The following is a 22,217-nucleotide window of genomic DNA, read 5'->3' on the forward strand; positions in this document are numbered from 1 at the left end:
CCGCTGCCGGAGCCGGCGTCCCGCCGAAGCCCGCTCGCGCGTTCGGCGCACCGGCCGCTCCCGCGGCCGGCAGCGGCGCGGCGCTCGCCGGGAAGCCCGGCGCGGCCGGGCCGGTACCGGGCGAGCCCGGCCCCGGCCCGGCGGGGCCGGCCGGCTCCGCGCCGTTCATCGTGAGGGTCGGGCTGTCGCCCGGGCGGGCCGGCGCGGCGGACAGGTCGCGTCCGCACGCTCCGCAGAAACGGTCACCCGCGTCGAGCGGCTCCGCGCAGCTCGGACAGGTCGGCAGTGCTGCCTGCCGGGGCATCTGGGACATCAACTACACCCACGTCCGGGGGCGGTAACGATTGGCACGTTCCACCAGGTCGATCCTCTCCTCACCGCGGGTCGCCAGCCGGGCCAGCGTGCGGTACGAACGCTCCAGGCCGAAGCGGAGCCCCCGCTCGTCCAGGTCGCTGCCGAGCAGCACCCGCCGGGCGCCGGGGCCGTCGCCCCGGCCCCCGGACAGTATCCAGTCCAGCGCGCTGCCGAGGACCTCCGCGGACAGCTGCTCGCGCCGCGCCGGGTCCAGCCCGTACGCGTCCAGCGCCTCGACCTGCGCCGCGGCGGCGGTGAGGTCCTCCAGGAAGGGTACGTCGGAGGCGGCCGCCGTCCGCTGCCGCAGCCGGGCGCGGACCGCCGCGACCCGTGCGGCCGTGTAGTGGATGGACGACTCCGGCACCGACTCCAGCGTCCGTACGGCGCTTCTGCGGTCGCCGGCCGCGAGATGGACGCGGGCCAGGCCGAACGCGGCGCTCACGTAGCTCGGGTCGGTCGACCACACCAGCCGGTAGTACTCGGCGGCGTTGTCCAGCTGGCCCAGCACCTCCGCGCACAGGCCGAGCGCCAGCTTGGGCGCGGGCTCGCCCGGGAAGGCGTCGTAGACCGCGTCGAAGGCGAGCGCGGCGCCCTCCCGGTCGCCGGTGACCAGCCAGGCCACGCCCCGGTACCACACGACCCGCCAGTCGTCGGGCCGTTCGTCCTCCAGCTCGGCCAGGGAGGCGAGCGCGGCGTCGCAGTCGTCGTTCTCCAGCCGGGCGCGCACCTGACGCAGCCGGGTCTCGACCGAGGGCGCCGGCGCGGCGGCCAGGGCCGTGATCAGCTCGGTCGGCGCGGACGCCATCAGGCCCGCCAGGAAACCCGCGTTGGGGTCGGCGGCGTCGACGTGCGGGACGGGCAGGGCGAGGGCGGCGGCCGGGGCGTCAACGGGCCTGACGAGACCGGGGGAGACGACCGTCGGCGTGGGGGAGCCCGGCCGCGGCGCCGGCGGACGCGCCCCGCCCGGGCGCGCCCCCAGCCGCGACACCTCCCCGGCCGGCTTCGGGAACAACTCCGTGTCCGTGACCTTCACCTCGGGTCCGAACAGCGTCGACAGCGCGGGCCGCGCCCGGCCGCTCTGCAGCGAGACGACCTCGCGCAGCACCCCCGTCAGCTGTTCCGCCATCTCCTGCGCGGACGCGAACCGGCGGGCCGGGTCGGGGTCGGTGGCGCGGACCAGCAGCCGGTAGAAGGACTCGTACCGGCGGAAGACCTCGATGGAGTCGGGGTCGGGCAGCGAGTCGGCGTGGACGGTGGTGTAGCCCTGGAAGTCGAAGGTGAGGACGGCGAGGGTGCGGCCGACCGTGTAGAGGTCGCTGGCCACGGACGGGCCGGTCTCGGCGACCTCGGGGGCCTGGTAGCCGACCGTGCCGTAGATGGCCGACTCGTCGTCGTCCACCCGGCGCACCGCGCCCATGTCGATCAGCTTGAGCTGGTCCTCGGTCTGGATCGCGTTGTCGACCTTGAAGTCGCAGTACAGCAGGTTGCGGCTGTGCAGGTGGCCGAGGGCCTCCAGCGCCTCGATGCCGTACGCGCAGGCCTGCTCCACCGGCAGCGGGTCGCGCCGGCCGTCCGGGGTGCGGCGGGTGTTGGCGATCTCCTTCAGGGACTTGCCGCCGACGTACTCCATGACGATGTAGCCGTCGAGCGAGCCGGTGCGCTGGTCGAGGTGCTCGACGAAGTTGTAGATCCGCACGATGTTGGCGTGCTCGATCTCGGCGAGGAAGCGCCGTTCGGAGATGGCCGCCGCCATCGCGTCCTGGTCGCCCGTGTCGAGGAGGCCCTTGAGGACCACCCAGCGGTCCGAGACCGCGCGGTCCACCGCCAGGTAGATCCAGCCGAGACCGCCGTGCGCCAGGCAGCCCACGACCTCGTACTGGCCGTGCACCACGTCGCCGGCCTTCAGCTTGGGGACGAAGGAGTAGGGGTGGCCGCACTTGGTGCAGAACCCCTCCGTGCGCCCGGTCCGGTCCCCGCGCGAACGGCCCACCGGGGCCCCGCAGTCGGAGCGCGAGCAGAACCGCTTGCGCTCGGGCACCTCGGGGTCGTCGAGGACCATCGCGCGCGGATCGGGGCGCGGCACCTGCGGCACCGAGACCAGGCCGGCGCCCAGCCGGGCCCGCCCGGAGGAGCCGGCCGCCGAACCGGAGCTGCGCACCGACACCGAGCGGCCGGTCGACCGGCCCGACAGCGACCGGGAGAGGCGTCCCGACACCGAACGGCGCGACTTCGACGACTGCGAGGAGGTGCGCGCGCTGCGGGCGCTGCGCGCGCTCGGACGCGAACTGCCGCTGCCCGCCGACGCCTTGCCGCCGCCGGTGACCCCGGTGGGCGGCGAGCCGACCGGTCCTCCCCCGGAGGGGGGACCCCCAGGCGGGACGACCGGCGCCAGACCGCAGGTGTCGCAGTACAGCTCGCCGCCGCCCACGTCCTCGTACGACCCGTCGCAGCCCGGTCGCTGGCACGTCTGTCCTGCCTGACTCATGACCTCACTCCCTCCCCTTCGGCGCTCACGCGCCGGGCCCCCTGTGGTCCTGAGGTCCGCCCTGCTCCGGCACGCGCGGCGCGGTGAGCAGCTCGGCGGCCGCCTGCTGGTAGCGCAGGACGGCCTGCTCGGCGACGCGCAGGTCGCAGGGCGCGCTCCACAGCATGCGGCGGGCCGCGTCGTACCGCTCGACGAGGAACGGGTCCTCCGCGAGGCCGTGCCGGGCGACCTTCGCCTTGTACGCGTCGAGGCGGCCGCGCAGCTCCGCGCGCACCGCCAGCGGCGCGGTGACCGCGGTCAGCGACTCGCGGGCGCGCAGCAGTTCGTCCTCCGCCTTCTGCTCCAGGGACTCCAGGAGCGGGGACAGCCGGTGCCACTGGGCCTGTCTGCGGTACTCGGCGGCCGTCGCCAACTGCTCCTGGAGCACGGTCGGCGGGCCGCTCACCACCGGCACCTCCGTCGCGGCGATCTTGGCGAGGACCTCGCCGCGCGCGGTCCGCGCCTCGGCGAGCGTGCGGTCCGCCCGGCTGAGCACGTCCCGCAGCCGCACCAGGCGCTTCTCCGCGTCCTGACGGACCGTCAGCACGGCGTCGATCTCCCGGCGCACGTCCTCCAGGGCGCGCGCCTCACGGTCGTAGACCGTGGTGTCGGGGCGGCCGCCGCCCGGCGCCGAACTGCCCTGCGCGGGCACCCAGAACGCCAGCGGGTCGGAGACCACCCGCTCGCGCAGCAGGGTCAGCGTGCGGGTGATGCGCTCCAGGTCGTCGCCCGCCGGGTGCTCCCCGGGGCGTACGCCGACGGAGTGCGCGAGCTGCCGGGTGCGCTGGAGCTCCGCGGCCAGTAGATCGATCCGGGCGGGCAGCGCCGACCACACCGCGTCGGCGGCGACGACCATGTCCAGCGACGAGGCGTACAGCTCGTTCATCCGGTCGACGAGGGCGGTCAGCGAGAAGCTCTGGCTGAGCTTGCCGGCGCCGTGCGGCGCCGGCGCCTGGGCCAGCGCGGAGCCTGCGACCGTGACGGACTCGCCGCGCAGCAGCTCCGTCAGCTCCACCAGGTCCTCACGGCTGGACCAGCGGCGCCGTGAGCGGATCTCCCGGGCGGAGCGCAGCGCGTCCGTGTACGCGTCGAAGTACGCCCACAGCAGCGTGATCGACGCCTCCGCGTCCGCCCAGCGCCGTTCGGTGACGCCGGTGAGCCGGGCGCCCTCGAGGAGCCTGCGGCCCGCGTGGTCCTGGAGCGCCAGCAGCGAGGTCTCGATCGCCTCGTGCTCCTGGCCGAGCCGCGCCAGCGCACGGTCCACCTCGTCCCGGTCCATCACCGGCCCGGGGGGTCCCGTGACGCCCATCGATCACCTCTCGTCGCTGTGTCGGTCTCTCGCGCGGTCCGCCGCCTGCCCGCCGGCCGGTCACCCCGTGCGCAGGTACTGCGGCGCGGGCGGCCTCGACGTCGCCGCGTCCGCCCCCAGTGTCGCCGACAGCCACTTGTCGTACGACGCCTGCCAGCCGTTGGCCCGGTACTGCACCAGGATCTGGTTGACCCGGCGCACCAGGTCGTCCGCGTCCTTCTTCATCGCCACCCCGTAGTACTCGGTCGTGAAGGGGGCGCCCTTGAGCTCCACGGTGGGGTCCTGGGCGGCCTGGCTCGCCGCCAGCGCGCCGTCGGTGACCACCGCGTCGGCCTCTCCCAGCTGCAACCGCACCAGGCAGTCGAGCTGGTTGGGCACGGTGGCGGAGATGTCGGTGGTGGCGGGCAGCCGGCCGGCCTCGCGGTCCTCGGTCAGACGCGTGTTGGCGGTCGAACCGGCCGCCGTGCAGACCTTCTTCTCCGCCAGCGTGTCGTCGTACCCGGTGACCGTCGAGGACTTGGGGGCGAGGACGGTCTGCCCGGTCCGGAAGTACGGGGCGGAGAACGCGACGTCCTCGATGCGGTCGCAGGTGATCGTCATCGTGCGGACGACCATGTCGACCCGGCCCTCCTGGATCGCCGGGATGCGCTGGTTGGTCGGGATCGCCTTGAACTGGACGGCGTCCGGGTCGCCGAGGATGTCCTGGGCGATCCGGCGCACCAGGTCGATGTCGAAGCCCTCCAGGGCGGCGCCGGTGGTGTTGGGGTTGCGGTAGCCCCAGCGGTAGCTGTTCTGGTCGACGCCGACGATCAGCTTGCGCTTCTCGCCCTGCCGCGCCTTGATCGCGGCGATCGTCGGGCCGTCCGCGGCCGACGGCGACAGCGTCTGCTTCTCCGGGGCCCCGCACGAGGAGTCGGCCGCCGGCACGCCCGTACCGACGCCCCGGCCGCCGAGGCCGACGCTGCCGTCACCCCGCGACTCGGCCCAGGGCAGCAGCAGCGCGAAGGCCAGCACGAGGGCGCAGACGACCGCCATCGCCCCGACTCCGCCCCAGCCCCTGAGACCGGCCCGTATCCGTCGCACACGCATCGTCACGCCTCCTTCCACCGGTACGCCCCCTCTCACCGGTACTCCGACAGCCTGCGGCCGATGCCGAGGACGGCGCCCGCCGCGCCCAGCACGGCGAGGACGGCGGCGCCCAGCGGCAGGCCGCCCATCGCGTCCCGGCCGTCCCCGGCGGCCCGCCGGAACTCGCCCTGCTCGTGGTTCAGCGCGCTCGCCAGGTTGGCGTCCACGCTGTCGAAGCACTCGCCCGTCGCGCCCTTGTCGCCGATCACCAGGGCCAGCGCCCGCTCGTAGTTGCCGTTGTCGTCCTGGGCGCGGGCCGCGGTGTGGCGCTTGCGCCACTCCGCCATGTCGCCCTCGGCCCGCTCGACCGGCTGCGCGCCGGAGGCGTCGTCGGCGAGCCGCCCCGCCTCGGTGAGGCCCTCGGCGAGGATCCCCATGTCCTCGGAGAAGTCGTGGTCGTACGCGTCGACCGTCTCGTCGCCGACCTTCACGGTCTCGGCGCCGCGGGCCACCAGGGTGAGGTTCTCGTTGCCGCGCGCCTTGAGGGAGGCGATGCGGGCGTCGTGCAGGACGTTCAGCGAGCGGACGCCGTGGTCGTAGGAGTCGTTCAGGCCCGCGCGGGCCACGCTGTGGGCGACCACCAGCCACAGCAGGACGACGGTGGCGGCGGCGGTGGCCGCGACCAGGCCGTGGTTGAGGACGCGGTTCGTCCGGCGGTAGGTGCGGTGCTGGGCCCAGGCGAGGGCGGCCAGCGCGAGGACGCCGAGCGCGATCGCCGCCCACGGGTAGGGCGTGGCGTCCGCGTAGTCGTCCCGCAGGCGCTGGTTCTCCTTCTTGTACAGGTCCTCGGCGGCCGGGAGCATCTCCTGCTGCATCTTCTGGTTGGCGTACCGCAGGTAGGCGCCGCCGACCGGGAAGCCCTGCCGGTTGTACGTCCGGGCGCGCTCGACCAGGCCCTTGTACTCCGGCAGCAGCTTGTTCAGCTTGGCGATGGCCGTGGTGGAGGGGGAGCCGGGGTCGGCGTTGTTGGCCGCGGTGACGAGTTTGGCGGCGGCCGTGTCGATGCCGTCCTCGTAGCGCTCGCGGGACTCGGCCGTCTCCTGACCGCCGGCCAGGAAGCCGCTGGAGGCGGCGGTGTTGGCGTCGGCGAGCGAGCGGTAGATGTCGGCGGCGGCCGTGCTCAGCGGCTGGCTCTTGTGCAGGACGTCGTCGGCGGCGGCCGCCCGGTCGGTCGTCTGCCAGGCCGTGACGGCGCCGAACGCGAGGACGAGGAGGGCGAGGACGGCGCCGATGATCCGCAGTCGTCCCGGCTCCGTCGTCGCGGCGGCGCGGGCCTTGTCGACGCCCTCCGCGAACGCCGTACGGCGTGTCGGCGGAGTGGCTGTTGCCGGTTCTGCCACGTTCCTGACCTCCCCCATGGTCATGCCTCGCCGCAAGTATGGCTGGCTGGGGCGACCTTGCGCACCGGCCCTTCACTGGATCTTGATCAGATCGCAGTCGCCCCTGTTCATGAATACGCCGTGGGCGTGTGTTCGGTTCCTTCGCGGGGAGTGCGCCGGGGCCGTCCGCCCCCCTCCGCTCACGGCTTCGCCCGCGCGGGGGACCCCGAGCACGGCGGCGCCGTGGACCGGCGCCGTCCCGCCGGCCCGCTCACCCGTCGAAGAAGGCCCGCGTCCGCTCCCCGGCCTCCGCCTCCGCCCGCAGGCTGTCCAGGCCCAGGAGCGCCGCGCCCAGCACCGGCCGCGCCCGCACCACCCGGGCCACCGCCATCGGGGCCCGTGCCGCCAGGCGTTCGCGCACGCCGTCGTCCAGCCGGCCGTGACCCGCCGTCAGGACGCCGCCGCCCAGCAGGACCGGGGTCTCCTCCTCCAGCAGCCCGAGACGGGCCAGGGCCACCGTCGCCATCGTCACCACCTCCTCCGCCAGGCGGTCGACGACCGCCCCGGCCACCCCGTCGCCGTCCGCCGCCGTGGCGAAGAGGACGGGGACCAGTTCGTGGCGGCGGGCGGGCGGGACGTGTCCCAGGTGCAGGGCCTCGATGAGGGCGTACATGTCGGGCAGGCCGAAGTGGGCGGGGAGGGCGCGGGCCAGGGCGGTGTCCTCGCCCCGGCCGTCCTCCGCCCGCGCCGCGTGCCAGAGCGCTTCCTCCGCCAGGCCCCAGCCGCCGCCCCAGTCGCCGGAGATCCGGCCGAGCGCGGGGAACCGGGCGGTGCGGCCGTCGGGGCGCATGCCGACGCAGTTGATCCCGGCGCCGCAGACGACGGCCACGCCCCGGGGCTCGGCCACGCCCGCCCGCAGGATCGCGAAGGCGTCGTTGCGGACCTCGACGGAGGCGCCCCACGCGCGTGCGTGCAGGGCCGCCGCCAGCCGTTCCTCCTCGACCGGCAGGTCGGCGTTGGCCAGGCAGGCCGACACGTGCGCGGCCGAGTCGACGCCGGCGGCCGCGTACGCGCGCGTGACGGTGTCGGCGAGGGCGTCCACGGCCGGGCCGACGCCCACCGCGGGCGGCCGGAAGCCGCCGCCGCGGGCCGTGGCGAGGACCTCGCCGTCCGCCGCCACGACCGCGACGTCGGTCTTGCTGTTGCCCGCGTCGATGGCGAGGACGCCCGCGGTCACGCCCACGCGAGGTGCTCCCGGTTGTGCGCGATCAGCCGGTCGGTGAGGGCGTCCGCGGACGCGTACTGCCCCACCAGGGGGTGGGCGAGGAGGGCCCGGAAGACGCGGTCGCGGCCGCCGCGCAGAGCCGCCTCCAGGGCCAGGTGCTCGTAGGCCGTCACGTTCGCCATGAGACCCGCGAACAGCGGGTCGGGGGGCGCCGCCGGCAGCGGGGACGGGCCCTGCGGGCCCACCGACGCCTGCACCTCGATCACCGCGTCGTCCGGCAGGAAGGGCAGCGTGCCCCGGTTGAGGGTGTTCACCACCTGGTACGGGCTCCCGGAGCCGGTGAGCAGCGCCGCCACCAGGTCCACGGCCGCCTCCGAGTAGTAGGCGCCGCCCCGCTCCGCCAGCAGCGGCGGCTTCTCGTCCAGGGCCGGGTCGCCGTACATCTCCAGCAGGTCCCGTTCGATCCGGGCCACCTCGGCCGCCCGCGACGGCTTCGAGCGCAGCTCCTCGACGACCTCGTCGTGGGCGTAGTAGTAGCGCAGGTAGTACGACGGGACCGCGGACAGGCGGTCCAGCAGGGGGCGGGGCAGGCGGAGGCGGGCGGCGACCGTGTCGCCGTGGTCGCGCAGCAGCTTCGGCAGGACGTCCTCGCCCCCGGGGCCGTCGAGGCGCACCCCCGTCTCCCAGGTGAGGTGGTTGAGGCCCACGTGGTCGAGGTGGACCTCGGCCGGGGGGACGCCCAGCATTCCGGCGAACGTGCGCTGGAAGCCGATCGCCACGTTGCACAGGCCGACCGCCCGGTGGCCGGCCCCGAGCAGGGCGCGGGTGACGATGCCGACCGGGTTGGTGAAGTCGACGATCCAGGCGCGGGGGTTGGCCCGGCGGACCCGTTCGGCGATGTCCAGCACCACCGGCACCGTGCGCAGCGCCTTGGCCAGGCCGCCCGCGCCGGTCGTCTCCTGGCCGACGCAGCCGCACTCCAGGGGCCAGGTCTCGTCCTGTTCGCGGGCGGCCTGGCCGCCGACGCGCAGTTGCAGCAGGACGGCGTCGGCGCCGTCCACGCCGGCGTCGAGGTCGCCGGTCGTGACGATCCGGCCCGGGTGGCCCTGCCGGGCGAAGATCCGCCGGGCCAGGCCGCCGACCAGTTCCAGGCGGCCGGCCGCCGGGTCGACGAGGACCAGCTCCTCCAGGGGCAGCGTGTCCCTCAGGCGCGCGAAGCCGTCGACGAGTTCGGGCGTGTAGGTCGACCCTCCGCCGACCACGGTGAGCTTCACTGCCGGTCTCCTCGCTTCCGTGTGCCTGCCGAGCGGACCCCGCCGGCCGTCCACCGGGGCCCGTGCCGCCCCGTCTACTTCGCGGGGGCCGGCGGGATGATCGGGGTGGCCGCCTGGGCCTGCGGGGACGCGGTGTTGGAGTACACCGAGGGGGCCGCGACGGCGGCCGTCGGGTCCACGTCCGGGTCCTCCTCCGCGGGGACGGTCGCACCGCCGACGATGCGGATGTCGGCCGCGTCGAAGGCCCGCTTGATGCGCCAGCGCAGCTCGCGTTCGACCGTCAGGGCCTTGCCGGGCATCGTCTTCGCGGAGACGCGCACCACCATCGAGTCCAGCAGCACGCTGTCCAGGCCGAGCACCTCGATGGGGCTCCACAGGAGTTCGTTCCAGGGCTCCTCCTTGCTCATCTTGTCGGCGACCTCGTCGAGGGTGGCCTTGAGCCTGTCCAGGTCCTCGGAAGCCTTCACCGTCACGTCGACGCCGGCCGTCGCCCAGCCCTGGGAGAGGTTGCCGATCCGCTTGACCTCGCCGTTGCGGACGTACCAGATCTCACCGTTGTCACCGCGCAGCTTGGTCACGCGCAGGCCGACCTCGATGACCTCGCCGGTGGCGACGCCCGCGTCGATCTGGTCGCCGACGCCGTACTGGTCCTCCAGGATCATGAAGACGCCGGAGAGGAAGTCCGTGACCAGGTTGCGGGCGCCGAAACCGATCGCGACGCCCGCCACACCGGCGGAGGCCAGCAGCGGTGCGAGATTGATCTCGAACGCGGACAGCGCCATCAGCGCGGCCGTGCCCAGGATCACGAAGCTCGCCACCGAGCGCAGCACGGACCCGATCGCCTGCGAGCGCTGCCGGCGCCGCTCGGCGTTGACCAGCAGACCGCCCAGCGTGGAGCCGTCGGCCGACGAGACCGTGCGGTTCATCCGGTCGATGAGCTTGGTGAGCGCCCGCAGCACGAACTTTCTCAGCACCGCCGCGATCACCAGGATCAGCAGGACCCTGAGACCGATCGCGAGCCACGTCGACCAGTTCTCCTCGACCCAGCTGGCGGCGTTCGTCGCGCTCTCCTGGGCGTCCTGGAGGGACGGGACCGTCACCGTCGGCGACTCCGAGGGGGTCGGCGACGGCGACGAACCGGCGGCCAGTAGGACGGCGGACAAGGACACGGCAGGTACCTCCACGTGCGGCGCTGCTCCGTCCGGCGCGGCGGTCAAGGTGTTCAAGGTCACGAAAAGGTCACCGGACGGGCAGGCCCACCACACTAACGGGGCATGGTGTGTGCTTCTGCCGGATCTGCGAAGGAGAGACCGTGCTCACCCGTGCTTGAACGGGTCGTCAACCGGGGGATGCATCCGGTGTGGTCGAAAACACTCCCGGCCCGTTACCGGGACATGGTGGCGCGTCCACCAGGCAAGAGGGGAGACTGACCACAGATCGTCCCGGCGCGAGCCACGCGCCGCCGACGCCCGAGGAGGCATCCGTGCCGCATGTCCTGGTCCTGAACGCGTCGTACGAGCCTCTCGGCGTCGTACCGCTCCGCCGCGCGCTCGTCCTCGTCCTGGAGAACAAAGCGGTCTCCCTCGAGGAATCCGGCGCCTTCCTGCACAGCGCGACCGTCACAGTCCCCGCACCCAGCGTGGTCCGGCTCAAGCGATTCGTCAGGGTTCCCTACCGGGGGCCCGTTCCCCTGACCCGCCGCGCGCTCTTCGCCCGCGACGGGGGCCGGTGCATGTACTGCGGTGGCGTCGCAACCAGCGTCGACCACGTCATCCCGCGCAGCCGCGGGGGCAAGCACGTCTGGGACAACGTGGTGGCGTCCTGCCGCCGCTGCAACCACGTCAAGGCCGACCGGCACCTGGTCGAACTGGGCTGGCGACTGCGCCACAAACCCGCCCCGCCCACCGGCCTGGCCTGGCGCATCATCGGCACCGGCCACAGGGACCCGCGCTGGCTGCCCTACTTGCAGCCGTACGGCGCGGACGACGCCTTGGCCCGGATCGACGGCATCTCCGCCTGAAGATCCGGGCTTTCGCATGCCCCGCGGCCCCAGGCCGCGGGGCCCGTCCCGACGCCCCCACGACACGGCCCGCCCGAACCAGGCCGACCGAGGCGGCGCAGCCACCACGCACCACGCACCCGCACCCGCAAGACAGCAGAAGCGGACCGCCCGAGACGGCGCAGCCACCACGCTGCCGCACCCGCGAGACGGCGGGAGCGGACCGGCCGAGACGGCGCAGCCACCACGCTGCCGCACCCGCGAGACGGCGGGAGCGCGCCGGCCGAGACGGCGCAACCACCACGTACCCGCACCCGCGAGCCGGCGGGAGCGGGTCGTGGCGGTGCGGCTGGAGCCCGTCGCTCAGCTCGTCACAGCCACCCCCGACCGTGGCAGCAGGCAGCAGTACGCCCAACGCGCGACGGGCTCGCCGCACCGCCACGACCCCGACCCACCCGCACCCGCAGGCGCCCACCCGCAGGCACCCACCCGCAAGCGTGACGGCACCCCCGAAATCACTTCCCCCACGTCTGCGCTCGCCCCCACTGGGTAGGGCTGCGATAACCCGTCAAATGCCGCACGCCGACAAGGAGACCCCCATGGCCGCATCGACGTACCCCGTGCTGCCGCTCCACTCCAAACGCCCGGCGGAGCCGTCCGCCGACTTCGACGAGCCCCACTTCTGCGTGTTCAGCGCGGAGCGCACCTGCGCCACGACCCCGCTGACCAGCGAGCCGCCGCTCCCCGACACCGAGCCCCTCACCAGCGAGCCGCCGCTCGCCGCGGACTCCGACGTCACGAGGCCCTAGATGACCGCACCCTGGCCGGCATCACCCACCCCCACCCCCGCTCCCACGCCCACCCCCACGCCCACCCCCACCCCGGCAGCCACCCCCGCTCCCCCCGACGAGGAGCTGACCCGCCTGGCCGCCCTGCACGGCGTGGCGACCTCCTACAGCCCGTCCCCGGACCGCACGGTCACCGCGTCGGCCACCGCCGTCACCCGCGCCCTCGCCGCGCTGGGCGTCGACGCGGGCGACCCGCACGCCGTCCGCACCGCGCTCACCGCCCGGGAACAGGAACTGAGCGAGCGGCTGCTGCCGCCGACCGTGGTGTCCTGGAACACCCCCCGCACGGAGCGCGGCGCCGCGCCGGCCGCCCCCGCCGCCCTGGCGGCCCTCCCACCGGGCACCCGCCTCCTGATCGAGACCGAGCAGGGCAGCACCCACACGTCGGCACGGGAACTCGCCCCGGGCCGTCACCCGGAACCGACCCCCGCGCGTCCCCCCGAGCTCCCGCCGGACCTCCCACCAGGCGTCCACCGCCTGACGGCAACGGCCCCCGACGGCCGCACCGCCTCCGCCCACCTGGTCGTCGCCCCACCCCGCCTGCCCACCCCCGCCGCACGCGCGTACGGACTCCTTGTCCAGCTCTACTCGCTCCTGTCCGGCCGCTCCTGGGGCATGGGCGACCTCGGCGACCTCGCCGAACTGGCCGGCTGGGCCGGACGGTCGCTGGGTGCCGGGTTCGTGCAGGTCAACCCGTTGCACGCGGCCGTGCCCGGACCGCCGACCGACCCCTCCCCGTACCGCCCGTCCTCGCGCCGCTTCCCCGACCCGGTGCACCTGAGGGTGGAGGACGTCCCCGAGTTCGGGTACGTCGACGCCCCCGACCGGGTACGGGCGCTGCGCGAGCGGGCCGGGCGGCTGCGGGAGACCGTGCTGGAGAAGGGCGCGCTGATCGACCGGGACGCGGTGTGGGAGCTGAAGCGGGAGGCCCTGGAGCTGGTGGCGACGGTGCCGCTCGGGCCGGGCCGGCGCGCCGCCTACCGCGACTTCCTCGCCGAGGAGGGCGAGGCGCTGCGGGACCACGCGACCTGGTGCGCCCTCGCCGAGGTGCACGGCTCCGACTGGCACCGGTGGCCGGAGGGGCTGCGGGACCCCCGTTCCGCGGAGACCGCGCGGGCGCGCGACGAGCTGGCGGACCGGGTCGACTTCTGGTCGCGCCTCGCCTGGCTCACGGACGCCCAGCTCACCGCCGCCCAGCGCGGCGCGCGCGAGGCGGGCATGCCGGTGGGGATCGTGCACGACCTGGCGGTCGGCGTGCACCCGGGCGGCGCCGACGCCTGGGCGCAGCAGGAGTACTTCGCCGCCGGCATGTCGGTCGGCGCGCCGCCGGACGCGTTCAACGCGCGCGGCCAGGACTGGGGCCTGCCGCCGTGGCGCCCGGACCGGCTGGCCGAGTCGGGCTACGCGCCGTTCCGGCGACTGCTGCGGGCGCTGTTCCGTTACGCCGGCGCGCTGCGCATCGACCACGTCATGGGCCTGTTCCGGCTCTGGTGGGTGCCCCGGGGCGAGCCGCCCACCGAGGGCACCTACGTCCGCTACGACGCCGAGGCGATGCTCGCCGTGCTGGTGCTGGAGGCGTCCCGGGCGGGCGCGGTGGTGATCGGCGAGGACCTCGGCACCGTCGAGCCGGGCGTCCGGGAGACGCTGCGCGAACGCGGGGTGCTCGGCACGTCCGTCCTGTGGTTCGAGCGGGACTGGGAGGGCGACGGGCGCCCGCTGCCCCCCGACGGCTGGCGCGCCGACTGCCTGGCCACCGCCACCACCCACGACCTGCCGTCCACCGCGGCCCGCCTGACCGGCGAGCACGTCGAACTCCGCGACCGTCTCGGCCTGCTGACCAGGCCCCTGGAGGAGGAGCGCGCGGAGGCCGTCGCCGACGCGGAGGAGTGGCGCGACGAGCTCGCCCGGCTGGGACTCCTCCAGGGCGCCCGAGGCGGCGGGGAGGCGTCCTCGGGGGAGGCGTCCTCGGAGGAGGCCGAGGTCCAGGCCGTGCACCGGTTCCTCCTGCGCACGCCCGCCCGCATGATCGGGGTCTGGCTCCCGGACGGCGTCGGCGACCGCCGTCCCCAGAACCTCCCCGGCACCTGGGACCAGTACCCGAACTGGCGCCTGCCGATCGCGGACGCGGGGGGACGCCCGGTGACGCTGGAGGAACTGGCGGGGTCACCGCGGCTGCACGCGCTGGTGGAGGTGCTGCGGAACGAGTCATAGGGACCCCGGGCGCGCGCCCGTCCCCGGCGTTCGCTACGTTGGCACCGTGGACAAGAAGAACGCCCTGCGCGCCGGCGCCCTGGCCGCCGGTACGACGCTGATGATGCTGCTCATGTCGTCCCCCGCGCTCGCGCTGACCCGCGACGACGGCGACGACCCCGGCACGGGCCTGAGCGTCGTCGAGACGCTGGGTCTCTACGTGCTGGCCCCGATCGCGCTGTTCGCGATCATCTTCGGCCTGGTGTGGGTCCTCGACAGGTCCAAGGACCGGCAGGACACCACGAGCTCCAACATCACCGTCAAGGGCAAGGCCGAGGCCGAGGCCAAGGCCTGACCGGACCCCGCCGGGTCCGCCCCCGCATTTCCGAGAGCGCCGTCTCCTCCGTCGTACGCCCACCCGCCGTACGACGGAGAAGACGGCGCTCTCGCGCATGCCGAACGCGCGCCACGCGCCCTCCCTCCCCGGCGCCCGCCCTCCGCTCCCCGCCCCCGCCGTTCCGTCCGCCCACCCCGCCCGTTCGGGCCGACTTCGCGCACGCGTCCCCCCGCACCGGCCGTCGCACGTCACAGTCGACGCAGGAAGTGATCGGACCGATCCTGTCGGAAACAGGCCGGGCCAGGACCAGGCCCTGAGGAGGCCCGCATGAACGGCACCCCGCACGACGCCGGCACCCCCGTCCCCGCACCCGTCGCCGCCCCGGCCCCCGCCGCCCCGGTCGTCGTCGTGGGCTGCGGCCCCACCGGCCTTCTCCTCGCCGGCGACCTCGCCGCCGCCGGCGTCCCCGTCATCGTCGTCGAGAAGCGCCGCCACGAGATCAGCAACCTCACCCGTGCCTTCGTCCTGCACGCCCGCTCCCTCGAACAGCTGGACGCGCGGGGCGTCGCCGACGAACTGGAGGCCGTCGGCCACCCCCTCGGACGACTCCGCCTCTACGACCGGCTCACCCTCAGCCTCGACACGCTCCCCTCCCGCTACCGCCACGTCCTCGTCATCCCCCAGTACGAGATCGAGAAGGCCCTGGAGCGGCGCGCGGTCGAGGCGGGGGCGCGGTTCCGGTACGAGACCGAGGTGACCGGCCTCGCCCAGGACGAGGACGGGGTGACCGTCGAGGTCCGGACGCCCGCCGGCGGCTCCGCGTCCCTGCGCGCGGCCTACGTCGTCGGCGCCGACGGCATGCGCAGCACCGTGCGGACGGCCGTCGGCCTCCCCTTCCCCGGCCGTTCCGTGATCCGTTCCGTCGTCCTCGCGGACGTCCGTCTCGCCGATGAGCCCGAGACGCTGCTCACCGTGAACACCGTCGGCGACGCCTTCGCGTTCCTCGCGCCCTTCGGCGACGGCTACCACCGGATGATCGGCTGGCGCCGCGGCCACGAGATGCCGGACGACGCGCCGGTCGACCTCGAGGAGATCCGGGAGATCACCCGCCTGGCCCTCGGCCGCGACTTCGGCATGCACGACGCCCGCTGGGTGTCCCGTTTCCACAGCGACGAACGCCAGGTCCCGGCCTACCGCGTCGGCCGGGTCTTCCTCGCGGGCGACGCCGCGCACGTGCACACCCCGGCCGGCGGACAGGGCCTGAACACCGGACTGCAGGACGCGGCCAACCTGAGCTGGAAGCTCGCCCAGGTGGTCCACGGCCACGCGGACGACGCCCTTCTCGACACCTACCAGGCCGAGCGCCACCCGGTGGGCCGGACGGTGCTGCTCAGCAGCGGCGGGATCGTGCGCCTGGCCATGGCCAGGACCCCGTGGATGCGGGCGCTGCGGGTGGCGGGCGCGTCCTTCCTGAACGCCGTCGGGCCGGCCCGCCGCAGGGCGCTCGGCCAGGTGACCGGCATCGGCTACCGCTACCGGGCCCCGCTCGGCGCCCACCGCCTCACCGGCCTGCGCGTCCCGGACGTCCGTCTGGCCGGCGGCCGGCGCCTGCACGAGGCGCTGCGCGGCGGCCGCTTCGTCCTGATCACGGCACGGGACGCGGACGGCGACCGGGGCGGCGACCGCGAGGACCGGCTCGCCGTGGAGCACTGGGCGAGCGACCGGCGCACGGCGCTGCTGGTGCGCCCCGACGGCTACGCGGCCTGGGCGGCCGACGACGCCGACCCGGCCGCGATCGAGGCCGCCCTCACCGCACACGTCGGCTGAGCCGCCCCGCACCCGTCCACCCGCACCCGCCCACCGGCAGCCGCCTCACCGCACGTCGGCCGACCCGACCCGCGTCCGTCCACCCGCGACCGCCCACCCGCACCCGCCCACCCGCAGCCGCCTCACCGCACGCCGGCCGACCCGACCCGCGTCCGTCCACCCGCACCCGCCCACCCGCAGCCGCTTCCCCGCGGCCCCCTCCGCCGCGGCTACCTCTCCGTGGCGAGCAGCAGCTCCCGCAGCAGGCCGGCCAGGAGGGCGGCCCGTTCGGTGTCCAGGGCGGCGGTGAGCGCCTCCGTCTGGACGGCGAGACCGGCGCCGACCGCCTCCTCGACGAGCGCCAGTCCCTGCTCGGTGAGCGTGACCTGGAGGCCCCGGCGGTCGTGCGGGTCGGGGGAGCGGCGCAGCAGGCCCGCCCGTTCCAGCTTGTCCAGGCGGCCGGTCATCCCGCCGGTGGTGAGCATGAGCGTCGCCGACAGCTCGCGGGGCGAGAGGGCGTAGGGCGCGCCGGAGCGGCGCAGGGTGGCCAGCACGTCGAACTCGCCGCGGGAGACGCCGAGGGCCGCGTACGCCTTCTCCGTGCGGTCGCCGACGGCGCGCGCGAGCCGGGCGATCCGGCCGAAGACCTCCATGGCGGTGGTGTCGAGGTCGGGCCGCTCCACCGCCCACTGCTCGATGATCGCGTCGACCGGATCCCTGCGCTGTGCACTCATGCGGGGAGTATCCGCCGGACCCGGATCACCCGCAAGAAAGTAACTTGACGGCAAGTTGCTTAGAGCTAAGCTACTTTCAATCAAGCTACTGGTGTGCCGCCCAGCCCCCGCCCCTCGCAGCCTCCGAGAAGGGTTCCGGCCATGAAACGGCCCGCGACCGTCCTGCTCACCGCCCTCGCCCCGATCTCCTGGGGCACCACCTACGCGGTGACCACCGAGTTCCTCCCGGCCGACCGCCCCCTCTTCACCGCCGTGACCCGCGCCCTGCCGGCCGGTCTGCTGCTGCTCGCGCTCGCCCGTGTGCTGCCGCGCGGCCGCTGGTGGGGCAAGGCGGCGGTGCTCGGCGCCCTGAACATCGGCGCGTTCTTCCCGCTGCTCTTCCTCTCCGCCTACCGGCTGCCCGGCGGCATGGCGGCCGTCGTCGGCTCGACCGGCCCGCTCCTCGTCGTCGGCCTCTCGGCGCTGCTGCTCGGGCAGCGGCCGACCGCCCGGACCCTGCTGACCGGCGTCACGGCCGCGTTCGGCGTGAGCCTGGTCGTCCTCGAGGCCGCCGGGGCGCTGGACGCGCCGGGCGTGCTGGCCGCGCTCGCCTCCACGGCCTCGATGTCGGCGGGCACCGTCCTGACGAAGAGATGGGGCCGCCCCGAGGGGGTCGGTCCCCTCGCGCTGACCGCCTGGCAGCTCACCGCCGGCGGTCTGCTCGTCGCCCCCGTCGCCCTCCTCGCCGAAGGCGCTCCGCCGGCCCTGGACGCCCCCGCCGTCGGCGGCTACCTCTACCTGGCCCTGGCGAACACCGCGGTCGCGTACGTGCTCTGGTTCCGCGGGATCGGACGGCTCACCGCCACCCAGGTCACCTTCCTCGGCCCGCTCTCCCCGCTCACCGCGGCGGTCCTCGGGTGGGCCGCGCTCGGGCAGACCCTGACGGCGGTGCAGACGGCGGGCATGGCACTGGCGTTCGGCGCGACGGTGGCGGGACAACTCGCCCCGCGCACCCGCACGGCACCCGCCGGGAACACCCGCAGCCGCTCCGGCGCGATCACGCCGGGCGGTGGACGGAAACGGGGGGCGACAGGCGGACGCCGACTCCAGGACGACGTCGTCGCCCAAGGCGCCGCTCCCGTGGAAGGATGACGCAACCGACACAAAAACGAGGAGATGACCGCGTGCCTGGCACAAACCTGACTCGCGAAGAGGCGCAGCAGCGGGCGAAGCTGCTCACCGTTGACTCGTACGAGATCGATCTCGACCTCTCCGGCGCGCAGGAGGGCGGTACCTACCGGTCCGTGACCACGGTGCGCTTCGACGTCGCCGAGGGGGGCGGGGAGTCCTTCATCGACCTGGTGGCGCCGACCGTCCACGAGGTGACGCTCAACGGGGACGACCTGGACCCGGCGGACGTCTTCAAGGACTCGCGGATCGCCCTGCCCGGCCTGCTCGAGGGCCGCAACATCCTGCGGGTCGTCGCCGACTGCGTCTACACCAACACCGGCGAGGGCCTGCACCGGTTCGTCGACCCGGTCGACGAGCAGGCTTACCTGTACACGCAGTTCGAGGTGCCGGACGCCCGCCGCGTCTTCGCCTCCTTCGAGCAGCCCGACCTCAAGGCCACCTTCCAGTTCACGGTGAAGGCGCCGAGCGGCTGGACCGTCGTCTCCAACTCCCCGACGCCCGAACCCCAGGACGACGTCTGGGTGTTCGAGCCGACGCCCCGGATCTCGACGTACATCACCGCGCTCGTCGTCGGGCCCTACCACTCCGTGCACAGCGTGTACGAGAAGGACGGCCAGAGCGTCCCGCTGGGCATCTACTGCCGGCCCTCGCTCGCCGAGTTCCTCGACTCGGACGCGATCTTCGAGGTCACCCGGCAGGGCTTCGACTGGTTCCAGGAGAAGTTCGACTACGCGTACCCGTTCAAGAAGTACGACCAGCTGTTCGTGCCGGAGTTCAACGCGGGCGCGATGGAGAACGCCGGCGCGGTCACCATCCGCGACCAGTACGTGTTCCGGTCCAAGGTGACCGACGCCGCGTACGAGCTGCGCGCGGAGACCATCCTGCACGAGCTGGCGCACATGTGGTTCGGCGACCTCGTCACCATGGAGTGGTGGAACGACCTGTGGCTGAACGAGTCGTTCGCCACCTACACCTCCATCGCCTGCCAGGCCTACGCGCCCGGCAGCCGCTGGCCGCACTCCTGGACCACCTTCGCCAACTCCATGAAGACGTGGGCCTACCGGCAGGACCAGCTGCCGTCCACCCACCCGATCATGGCCGAGATCCGCGACCTCGACGACGTCCTGGTCAACTTCGACGGCATCACCTACGCCAAGGGCGCCAGCGTCCTCAAGCAGCTCGTCGCCTACGTCGGCATGGACGAGTTCTTCCGGGGCGTGCAGGCCTACTTCAAGCGCCACGCGTTCGGCAACACCCGTCTCTCCGACCTCCTCGGCGCCCTGGAGGAGACCTCCGGGCGCGACCTGAAGGCCTGGTCGAAGGCGTGGCTGGAGACGGCCGGCATCAACGTCCTGCGCCCCGAGATCGAGACCGACGACGACGGCGTCATCACCTCCTTCGCGATCCGCCAGGAGGCCCCCGCCCTGCCCGCCGGCGCCAAGGGCGAGCCGACCCTGCGCCCGCACCGCATCGCCGTCGGCTTCTACGACCTCGACGACGCGAGCGGCAAGCTGGTGCGCGGCGAGCGCCTCGAGCTGGACGTCGACGGCGAGCTGACCGCCGTACCGCAGCTGGCCGGCACGCGCCGCCCGGCGGTCGTCCTGCTCAACGACGACGACCTGTCGTACGCCAAGGTCCGCCTCGACGAGGAGTCGCTCGCCTTCGTCACCGAGCACCTCGGCGACTTCGAGGCGTCCCTGCCGCGCGCCCTGTGCTGGGCGTCGGCCTGGGACATGACCCGCGACGCCGAACTGCCCACCCGCGACTACCTCTCCCTGGTGCTGTCCGGCATCGGCAAGGAGTCCGACATCGGCGTCGTGCAGTCCCTGCACCGCCAGGTCAAGCTCGCCGTCGACCTGTACGCCGACCCGACCGCCCGCGAGGCCCTCCTCACCCGCTGGACCGACGCCACCCTGGCCCACCTGCGGTCGGCCGCCGCCGGCAGCGACCACCAGCTGGCCTGGGCGCGCGCCTTCGCGGCCACCGCCCGCACCCCGGAGCAGCTGGACCTGCTGGAGAACCTGCTGGACGGCTCGCAGACGATCGAGGGCCTGGTCGTCGACACCGAGCTGCGCTGGGCGTTCGTGGAGCGGCTCGCGGCCGTCGGCCGGTTCGACGAGGCGGAGATCGCCGGCGAGTACGAGCGCGACAGGACGGCCGCCGGCGAGCGCCACGCGGCCACCGCCCGCGCCGCCCGTCCGACGCCGGAGGCCAAGGCGGAGGCCTGGGCGTCCGTCGTCGAGTCCGACAAGCTGCCCAACGCCGTCCAGGAGGCCGTCATCGGCGGCTTCGTCCAGACCGACCAGCGTGAGCTGCTCGCGCCGTACACGGACACGTACTTCGACGTCGTCAAGGACATCTGGGACTCCCGCTCGCACGAGATCGCCCAGCAGATCGCGGTCGGCCTCTACCCGTCGGTCCAGGTCTCCGAGGAGACCCTGCGCAAGACCGACGCCTGGCTGGCCTCCGCCGAGCCGAGCGCGGCCCTGCGCCGCCTCGTCTCCGAGTCCCGCTCGGGCGTCGAGCGCGCGCTGCGGGCCCAGGCGGCGGACGCGCGGTAGTCCGGTCCCCGCCGCGGTCACGAGGGCGCCCGGTCCCGCACCGGGCGTCCTCGTCCGTTCTCACAGCCGCGGCGGCAGCCCGAACGCGGGGAAGAGGTGCGGTTCGAAGGACGTGATCTCCACGATCCGGTCGTCCTCGACGCGCAGCACGTCCAGGAGCTGGGCCCGGTGGACGTTCGTGCCGGGCCGGCGCACGTACACCCCGGCCGCGGGCTGCCCGTTGGCGCGGACCGGCAGGTGCCGCCGGTGGCCCGGGAACGCCGGGCCCAGAGGGTCCAGACGGGTGCGCAGATGGGCCAGGACGGCGTCCCGGCCGGTGAACCAGGAGGGCTCCGGCGGCATGGTCAGCGTGACGTCCGCGGCGAGCAGCCGGCCCGCCGCGGCGACGTCCGCGGCCTCGCCGGCCGCCATGTACCGCAGGAGCACGGCCCGCTCACGACCGCTGCCGTCACCGCCGTCGTCGTGGGTGCCCTCGCCGGTCCGGTGCGCGGACCGGACCGGCAGCCGCTCCCGCAGGGCGGGCCGGGCCCGCTCGAGCGCGTCGTCGACCGAGCCCGGCGTCAGGCCGAGCGCCTCGGCGGTGTCCCCGGCGCTCAGCCCGAGCACGTCCCGCAGCACCAGCGCCGCCCGCTGGCGGGGCGGAAGGTGCTGGAGGGCGACGAGGAGCGGCAGCTCCAGGGAGGCGTACGGGCCGGCCGCCGGGGCCGGCCCGGGCACCTCGTCGTCCGGGTACGGCTGGAGCCAGGTGATCCGGGCGGGCGGCTCGCCGGCGCCGTGCCGCACGCCCGGCAGGGGCTCGTGGCCGTGCGGACGGCGCGGGGTGCGGCGCAGGAACTCGAGGCAGACGTGCGTGGCGATCCGGTACAGCCAGGTCACGGTGCCGGCCCGGCCCGGGAAGGTGTCCCGGGCCCGCCAGGCCCGCAGCACGCTCTCCCGGACCAGGTCCTCGGCGTCGTCGTAGGAGCCGGTCATGCGGTAGCAGTGGACCAGCAGCGCACGGCGGTGGGTCTCGGTGAGAGCGGCGAAGTCGGCCTCGGTCCAGGGGAGCTCCGCGGCGTCGGACGGAGCGCCGTACTCGTCGTCGTCCTCCGCCAGGTCCCGCGCCGCGCGGGCCACCCGCCGCAGCCGCGCCACGGCCGCCGACAGCTCCGACACCCCGGCGTCCAGGGCGGCCGGCGGCTCCGGGGACAGCCCCCCGGCCAGGTGCCCGATCTCGTCGACGAGCCCTTGGACAGTGTGCGAGGCCACAGGCACCTCCTGAAAGTTGAGAACCTGACGACCGTACTTCGGATCACCGGCGCGACAGACCGGGACGGTGAGATGTGCGCGATGTCCCCCGCCGGGACCGGACCAGCACGACGTCCGGAACCCGCCGGTGGGCCGCGCCGCCGCGCGTGAGGCCGGACCGCACGACCACGAAGAACACGAGAACCGCGGAC

Annotated in this window: 16 protein-coding genes; 7 read left to right on the forward strand and 9 right to left on the reverse strand. The window is 74.5% G+C overall.

Annotation, left to right across the window (positions count from 1 at the left end):
- Nucleotides 1-316 precede the first annotated feature (316 nt).
- The 7 genes from ACH4F6_RS07845 to ACH4F6_RS07875 form a co-directional block, all read right to left on the reverse strand.
- The gene (locus tag ACH4F6_RS07845; protein WP_397959021.1) at nucleotides 317-2,839 is read right to left on the reverse strand and encodes a tetratricopeptide repeat protein; all 2,523 of its coding nucleotides are present in this window, start codon (nucleotides 2,837-2,839) and stop codon (nucleotides 317-319) included.
- Between the two features lie 25 nt (nucleotides 2,840-2,864).
- On the reverse strand, nucleotides 2,865-4,187 hold the full coding sequence (locus tag ACH4F6_RS07850) for a hypothetical protein (protein WP_397959022.1): 1,323 nt from the start codon (nucleotides 4,185-4,187) through the stop codon (nucleotides 2,865-2,867).
- Nucleotides 4,188-4,247: 60 nt separating this feature from the next.
- On the reverse strand, nucleotides 4,248-5,276 hold the full coding sequence (locus ACH4F6_RS07855; protein WP_397959023.1) for a glutamate ABC transporter substrate-binding protein: 1,029 nt from the start codon (nucleotides 5,274-5,276) through the stop codon (nucleotides 4,248-4,250).
- Between the two features lie 32 nt (nucleotides 5,277-5,308).
- Nucleotides 5,309-6,679, reverse strand: coding sequence for a hypothetical protein (locus ACH4F6_RS07860; RefSeq protein ID WP_397959024.1), 1,371 nt, complete (start codon nucleotides 6,677-6,679; stop codon nucleotides 5,309-5,311).
- Nucleotides 6,680-6,905: 226 nt separating this feature from the next.
- The gene (locus ACH4F6_RS07865; RefSeq protein ID WP_397959025.1) at nucleotides 6,906-7,877 is read right to left on the reverse strand and encodes an N-acetylglucosamine kinase; all 972 of its coding nucleotides are present in this window, start codon (nucleotides 7,875-7,877) and stop codon (nucleotides 6,906-6,908) included.
- Nucleotides 7,868-9,133, reverse strand: coding sequence for a 6-phospho-beta-glucosidase (locus ACH4F6_RS07870; protein ID WP_397959027.1), 1,266 nt, complete (start codon nucleotides 9,131-9,133; stop codon nucleotides 7,868-7,870). Before ACH4F6_RS07870 ends, ACH4F6_RS07865 begins: the two co-directional genes overlap by 10 nt.
- A 74-nt stretch (nucleotides 9,134-9,207) precedes the next feature.
- Nucleotides 9,208-10,302, reverse strand: a complete 1,095-nt coding sequence (locus tag ACH4F6_RS07875) for a mechanosensitive ion channel family protein (RefSeq protein WP_397959028.1) — start codon at nucleotides 10,300-10,302, stop codon at nucleotides 9,208-9,210.
- Between the two features lie 314 nt (nucleotides 10,303-10,616).
- Here ACH4F6_RS07875 and ACH4F6_RS07880 point away from each other — a divergent pair, with 314 nt between their 5' ends.
- The 5 genes from ACH4F6_RS07880 (at nucleotide 10,617) to ACH4F6_RS07900 (ending at nucleotide 16,334) form a co-directional block, all read left to right on the forward strand.
- Nucleotides 10,617-11,153 carry an HNH endonuclease gene (locus tag ACH4F6_RS07880; RefSeq protein ID WP_018545075.1) on the forward strand — a complete coding sequence of 179 codons (537 nt, stop codon included), beginning with the start codon at nucleotides 10,617-10,619 and terminating at the stop codon, nucleotides 11,151-11,153.
- Between the two features lie 578 nt (nucleotides 11,154-11,731).
- Nucleotides 11,732-11,941: a hypothetical protein gene (locus tag ACH4F6_RS07885; protein ID WP_397959029.1), complete on the forward strand. Its 210-nt coding sequence runs from the start codon at nucleotides 11,732-11,734 to the stop codon at nucleotides 11,939-11,941.
- Nucleotides 11,942-14,191 carry a 4-alpha-glucanotransferase gene (malQ, locus tag ACH4F6_RS07890; RefSeq protein WP_397959030.1) on the forward strand — a complete coding sequence of 750 codons (2,250 nt, stop codon included), beginning with the start codon at nucleotides 11,942-11,944 and terminating at the stop codon, nucleotides 14,189-14,191.
- A 46-nt stretch (nucleotides 14,192-14,237) separates the two neighbouring features.
- Nucleotides 14,238-14,525 carry a hypothetical protein gene (locus ACH4F6_RS07895; RefSeq protein WP_397959031.1) on the forward strand — a complete coding sequence of 96 codons (288 nt, stop codon included), beginning with the start codon at nucleotides 14,238-14,240 and terminating at the stop codon, nucleotides 14,523-14,525.
- Between the two features lie 309 nt (nucleotides 14,526-14,834).
- The gene (locus ACH4F6_RS07900; protein ID WP_397959032.1) at nucleotides 14,835-16,334 is read left to right on the forward strand and encodes an FAD-dependent oxidoreductase; all 1,500 of its coding nucleotides are present in this window, start codon (nucleotides 14,835-14,837) and stop codon (nucleotides 16,332-16,334) included.
- Nucleotides 16,335-16,543: 209 nt separating this feature from the next.
- On the opposite strand, the gene ACH4F6_RS07905 is transcribed toward ACH4F6_RS07900, so the two are convergent.
- Nucleotides 16,544-17,047: a MarR family winged helix-turn-helix transcriptional regulator gene (locus tag ACH4F6_RS07905; RefSeq protein ID WP_397959033.1), complete on the reverse strand. Its 504-nt coding sequence runs from the start codon at nucleotides 17,045-17,047 to the stop codon at nucleotides 16,544-16,546.
- A 141-nt stretch (nucleotides 17,048-17,188) separates the two neighbouring features.
- Between ACH4F6_RS07905 and ACH4F6_RS07910 the strand changes: the two genes are divergently transcribed.
- Together ACH4F6_RS07910 and pepN are read left to right on the forward strand one after the other, a co-directional pair.
- The gene (locus tag ACH4F6_RS07910) at nucleotides 17,189-18,178 is read left to right on the forward strand and encodes an EamA family transporter (RefSeq protein WP_397959034.1); all 990 of its coding nucleotides are present in this window, start codon (nucleotides 17,189-17,191) and stop codon (nucleotides 18,176-18,178) included.
- Between the two features lie 32 nt (nucleotides 18,179-18,210).
- On the forward strand, nucleotides 18,211-20,778 hold the full coding sequence (gene pepN / locus ACH4F6_RS07915; protein WP_397959036.1) for an aminopeptidase N: 2,568 nt from the start codon (nucleotides 18,211-18,213) through the stop codon (nucleotides 20,776-20,778).
- A gap of 60 nt (nucleotides 20,779-20,838) precedes the next feature.
- Here the strand turns inward: pepN and ACH4F6_RS07920 are convergent, their stop codons facing one another.
- Complete coding sequence (locus ACH4F6_RS07920; protein WP_397959037.1) at nucleotides 20,839-22,026, reverse strand: RNA polymerase subunit sigma-70; 1,188 nt, start codon at nucleotides 22,024-22,026, stop codon at nucleotides 20,839-20,841.
- Nucleotides 22,027-22,217 lie beyond the last annotated feature (191 nt).

Origin of the sequence: Streptomyces sp. NPDC017936 (assembly GCF_044328485.1) — a bacterium.
Lineage (GTDB): Bacteria > Actinomycetota > Actinomycetes > Streptomycetales > Streptomycetaceae > Streptomyces.

Excerpts from the sequence above, each read along its gene's own strand:
- ACH4F6_RS07845 (WP_397959021.1), bottom strand. The coding sequence starts at position 2,839 with ATGAGTCAGGCAGGACAGACGTGCCAGCGACCGGGCTGCGACGGGTCG.
- ACH4F6_RS07850 (WP_397959022.1), bottom strand. The coding sequence starts at position 4,187 with ATGGGCGTCACGGGACCCCCCGGGCCGGTGATGGACCGGGACGAGGTG.
- ACH4F6_RS07855 (WP_397959023.1), bottom strand. The coding sequence starts at position 5,276 with ATGCGTGTGCGACGGATACGGGCCGGTCTCAGGGGCTGGGGCGGAGTC.
- ACH4F6_RS07860 (WP_397959024.1), bottom strand. The coding sequence starts at position 6,679 with ATGACCATGGGGGAGGTCAGGAACGTGGCAGAACCGGCAACAGCCACT.
- ACH4F6_RS07885 (WP_397959029.1), top strand. The coding sequence starts at position 11,732 with ATGGCCGCATCGACGTACCCCGTGCTGCCGCTCCACTCCAAACGCCCG.
- malQ (WP_397959030.1), top strand. The coding sequence starts at position 11,942 with ATGACCGCACCCTGGCCGGCATCACCCACCCCCACCCCCGCTCCCACG.
- ACH4F6_RS07900 (WP_397959032.1), top strand. The coding sequence starts at position 14,835 with ATGAACGGCACCCCGCACGACGCCGGCACCCCCGTCCCCGCACCCGTC.
- ACH4F6_RS07905 (WP_397959033.1), bottom strand. The coding sequence starts at position 17,047 with ATGAGTGCACAGCGCAGGGATCCGGTCGACGCGATCATCGAGCAGTGG.
- ACH4F6_RS07910 (WP_397959034.1), top strand. The coding sequence starts at position 17,189 with ATGAAACGGCCCGCGACCGTCCTGCTCACCGCCCTCGCCCCGATCTCC.